This is a genomic window from Bacillus sp. MYb78, assembly GCF_002975115.1.
Taxonomy (GTDB): Bacteria; Bacillota; Bacilli; order Bacillales; family Bacillaceae_G; genus Bacillus_A; species Bacillus_A cereus.
Genome location: NZ_PCOB01000055.1, coordinates 1 through 4,054, shown reverse-complemented (window position 1 = coordinate 4,054; position 4,054 = coordinate 1). Strand labels below are relative to the sequence as shown.

Genomic DNA, 4,054 nt, shown 5'->3' with positions numbered 1-4,054 from the left:
TTTCAACCGAATACAAAGATTCAAGGAGGTGGTCGGCAACACTCTATCTACAAATATAAGTATCTCATATAACTAGATACTCACGGGTTTATAGGTAAATCCCTTTCCTAAAAAACCTAACTTTATCATACGAGGAGATGAGAACAGTGGAAGATGCAATTTTCAACTCAGTCATTCAACAAGGTGCATTTGCAGCGTTATTTGTGTGGATGCTATTTACTACACAAAAAAAGAATGAGCAACGTGAAGAAAAGTATCAACAAGTAATTGATAGAAACCAACAAGTAATAGAAGAGCAAGCAAAGGCTTTTGGATCTATCTCTAAAGATGTAACAGAAATCAAACAAAAACTATTTGAAGGAGATGTTCAATAATGGGGTATATCGTAGATATTTCAAAATGGAATGGTAATATTAATTGGGATATAGCAGCACTGCAATTAGACTTAGTAATTGCTAGGGTACAAGATGGTTCTAACGTAGTTGATCATATGTATCAAAGTTATGTTGGTGAAATGAAAAAACGTGGTGTTTCTTTTGGTAACTATGCATTTTGTCGATTCGTTTCTGAAAATGATGCACGTGTAGAAGCTCGTGACTTTTGGAACCGTGGAGATAAAGATGCATTGTTCTGGGTAGCTGATGTGGAAGTGAAAACAATGGGGAATATGTTAGCTGGAACGTTAGCTTTTATTGATGAATTACGTCAATTAGGTGCTAAAAAGGTTGGGCTATATGTTGGTCATCATACATATAAAGAGTTCCAGGCGGATAAAGTAAACGCTGATTTTGTATGGATTCCCCGATATGGTGGGAATAGACCAGCTTATCCATGTGATATCTGGCAATACACAGAGACAGGTAATGTACCTGGTATTGGTAAGTGTGATTTGAACCAATTGATTGGTAGTAAACCGTTAGCTTGGTTTACAGGAGAGGAACAAACAGAACAATCTGTTGCTAATGGTGGCTATCAATATGTTAAATCTGGTGGGTTTGGCATTTCACTGGTTCAGGAAGTCGTAAATGCTATGAATGAGCGTGGAACAAAAGGGAGGGTTATCTCTGATCCATTAACTGGTTTAGCGTACTTACAAACTGAAGTACTGCCTAATGGCGAACTTGATAAGATTACAGCTTGGATGGATGAAAGAAACTGGTGGTACGAGTACATTAAAAAATAAAACAAAAGAATAGTTTGGTGTATAAAAAAAGTCGCCCTTAATTGGACGGCTTTTTTATACAAGTTTACTTTTGCTATATCTTACTACATTATAACGACTATGCCATAGTTATTGTATTTGGTTTCTATTATAAATTGGTATTAAATAATTTAATTGAAGTGCACTGCATTTCTACCCATTGATTTGCTATATCTTGCTCGATTCCTTCTATATCAATTAGTACTATACTATCATAGACATTTAGTGTTGCTAAGTTATCCTCACTGTTATAATCTAGCTTAGCGATGACTTTAAAGCCTTTATCATTCTGAATTATTGCATTTGCATTTTCATCTGAAAAGGCTATGTTTGTATTCCATATAAATTCATCATCTATATCTATTTCGACATTATAGTTTTCATTTTTTTCTGGTTTATCGCCATCCCACTCAGCGATAAATTGACTGCTATCAACTTGAACTAATACTTTATATCCATCTAATAACTTTTCTGATATATCTACTATTTTTATATTCATTGCTTATTACTCCTGTATTATTTTTTATAGGGTACTCTAACTATGTAACAGCAAATAAAGCCTATGTGTATGTGAGATCAAGTGAAAAAAGGCTCTCAGTTAAGAGAACCTTTTTATCTATCTTCAACGCCATTCTATATCATTTGAATCAAAGTAGCAGCAGGTAACCTAATTCCTTCTAATTGATTATTTTTAGATACAAGCCAATTGTTTTCATCCAATAGGATTGGATTTACATCATCTGAAGGTGGATTATTTTCATAATTTAGATTTTCGTTATTCCCCACATACTGAATTCATAATGATATTCCGTTCTTTCGATACATACGCCGAATTCTAAATCATCACCAACTAATACAAAATCCGCATACCCAGTTAGAAATCTTGATATGGTTGATAACTCTTCTAGATTATCAAATACTTCAGCAATGTTTAGCTTAACTGCTTCAATTTTACCACCCTTAGAGAAAAAGAGTCTCCCTTGATTAACTGGAAATTTAATATTTTTAGCTGTTTCTTTTAACAGCGCTATTGATAGTCTTCCGTTTTCTTCATAATCAGTGCTACCAAAATTTTTTATGTTTGAATTTTGTTCTAGCGTATTAAATAATTCTTTACAAAATAAATCATTAGATTCTGCATCCATAAATGAGTCCATAGAAATCGTAACAATATTAGAAAGTTCGTCTATTAGTTCTTTTCTACTAGCGTTTCTTTTTGCTTTCATTTTTAGAATTTCGATTCGGCTTTTATTCATATTACTCAAAATCTTTCACACCTTTAGTTTCTTATTTTTTTCCTTTTTTCTTGTATCCTTCAAAATCTTCCGGATAATGTCCAGGGTGTTGGTTATATCTTCCTTTTTCCAGTGGGCTTCCTTTTTCATCATCTGCAGTATGGAAATGGGAACCCCTTCCCATTTTATCTTCTCTATGCTCAATTATATATACTTTTTCATTCTTAATATTAGAATATTCTTCTACCCACCTATGTTCACTAGTTCCATCAAAGATTTGAGTAGGTTTTTGGCGTGGAGTAGAGTTTGGGATTCCAGCGTTACGTCTAGCTTTACGATATGCGCCATTACTAGTTAATAATTTGTCCTGTCTCTCAAGATGAGCTTTATAATTTTCAGTAGCTCTAGCAGTTTTAGCGGCTTTAGTAGCTTGAGCTGCATCTGCAGTCATTTTTACACCTTTTCCAACTTTAGCGAGTTTTCCGAATGGTGTAATACCAGCTACGGCCATTCCGCCTGCAAAAATTCTATCCCAGGTTGACAGTTTTTCTCCAGTAGAAGGGTCAACTCCATCCCAAACTCTTTTAATATCATACTCACCAGTTAATTCACCAGCAATATCTCGAGCTAGTTTGCCGCTATCAAATCCTTTTTCTTCAGAAGAAGGTTTACCACACATTGCGCCTTCTTCCAATGTAACATCTTGATCATCCGCATTACGGAATTTTTCAGCAATTCGTTTTAAATCTTCTTCCACTTGTATAATTGAATTGATAGATGTAAAAGCTCTTGGTCTCGCATCATTGAACATTTGAATGAACTGTTGATTAGAGGCACCAATCCATTGAAAACACAATTGATCTATTTCATTACATAAATTATTATGTATAGATTCTAATGCGATTCGGGTATTACTTGCACGATTAGCAACTTCTTCTAGCATTTCAGGTGTTACTTTGATTTGAACCATTTTTTTCCTCCCTCCCCCAATTAAAATTATGAGACAAAAAGAAAAAAATGTAAATACAGAAACTTTAGATTAATATAATAATATTCGCGTGAAATAGAATCTGCTTAATTGTAAATAAAGCCTATATATGTTAAATATTTTCTTACAAAAGAATAGTTTTATGAACAAAAATTATTATCTGGTTCTATATGTAGATGATTATATATTGATTTTCATCTTTATAAATGTTAGGGTAAATATACACCGTTTCTTATTTATCTATGAGTACTGTCTGTAGAACGAATAGAATAATTTGAAAAAATCCCCTTTTGCACCTATATGCAGAAGGGGATTTTAATATTTATGAGAAGTTAAACGTGGATGGTTCACTACGATTTAAGGAACACAATAGAAAAGGGAAAACATATTATATAACGATAAACGAAACTTATGTATGGTAACTGTGAATATTACTATAATACAGTATACTCATAGGAGGTAGATATGTGTTTGATAAAAATGAAATAAAAAAAATAAATGAGGCACTTCAAGCTAATGCATTAGATCCAAATATAATTGGCCCTACACTTCCCCCGGTTCCACCATTTACTTTACCAACAGGTCCAACAGGTCCAACAGGTCCAACAGGTCCAACAGGTCCAACAGGTC

The 4,054-nt window shown here is 33.6% G+C and carries 7 protein-coding genes; 3 read left to right on the top strand and 4 right to left on the bottom strand.

The window, feature by feature from the left end; translation table 11 throughout:
- Window positions 1-137 precede the first annotated feature (137 nt).
- The gene (locus CQ064_RS32825; protein ID WP_001261076.1) at window positions 138-374 is read left to right on the top strand and encodes a BhlA/UviB family holin-like peptide; all 237 of its coding nucleotides are present in this window, start codon (window positions 138-140) and stop codon (window positions 372-374) included.
- Window positions 374-1,183, top strand: a complete 810-nt coding sequence (locus CQ064_RS32820) for a GH25 family lysozyme (RefSeq protein WP_000540624.1) — start codon at window positions 374-376, stop codon at window positions 1,181-1,183. Before CQ064_RS32825 ends, CQ064_RS32820 begins: the two co-directional genes overlap by 1 nt.
- Before the next feature lie 127 nt (window positions 1,184-1,310).
- Here the strand turns inward: CQ064_RS32820 and CQ064_RS32815 are convergent, their stop codons facing one another.
- From CQ064_RS32815 to CQ064_RS32805, 4 genes are all read right to left on the bottom strand, one after another.
- Window positions 1,311-1,700 carry a hypothetical protein gene (locus CQ064_RS32815; RefSeq protein ID WP_001022083.1) on the bottom strand — a complete coding sequence of 130 codons (390 nt, stop codon included), beginning with the start codon at window positions 1,698-1,700 and terminating at the stop codon, window positions 1,311-1,313.
- 134 nt (window positions 1,701-1,834) lie between these two features.
- Window positions 1,835-1,987 (bottom strand): hypothetical protein, encoded by a 153-nt coding sequence (locus tag CQ064_RS33910; protein ID WP_014482108.1) that lies wholly within the window; start codon window positions 1,985-1,987, stop codon window positions 1,835-1,837.
- Window positions 1,966-2,466: a YxiF family protein gene (locus tag CQ064_RS32810; RefSeq protein ID WP_000069067.1), complete on the bottom strand. Its 501-nt coding sequence runs from the start codon at window positions 2,464-2,466 to the stop codon at window positions 1,966-1,968. The genes CQ064_RS33910 and CQ064_RS32810 overlap by 22 nt, the downstream gene beginning before the upstream one ends.
- Before the next feature lie 22 nt (window positions 2,467-2,488).
- Entirely contained in the window at window positions 2,489-3,406 is a 918-nt protein-coding gene (locus CQ064_RS32805) for a WXG100 family type VII secretion target (RefSeq protein ID WP_000249941.1), read from the bottom strand.
- A gap of 485 nt (window positions 3,407-3,891) precedes the next feature.
- On the opposite strand from CQ064_RS32805, the gene CQ064_RS34490 reads away from it, so the two are divergent.
- Window positions 3,892-4,054, top strand: a 163-nt coding sequence (locus CQ064_RS34490; RefSeq protein ID WP_142396696.1) for an exosporium leader peptide-containing protein, incomplete at its 3' end; no start/stop codon positions are given.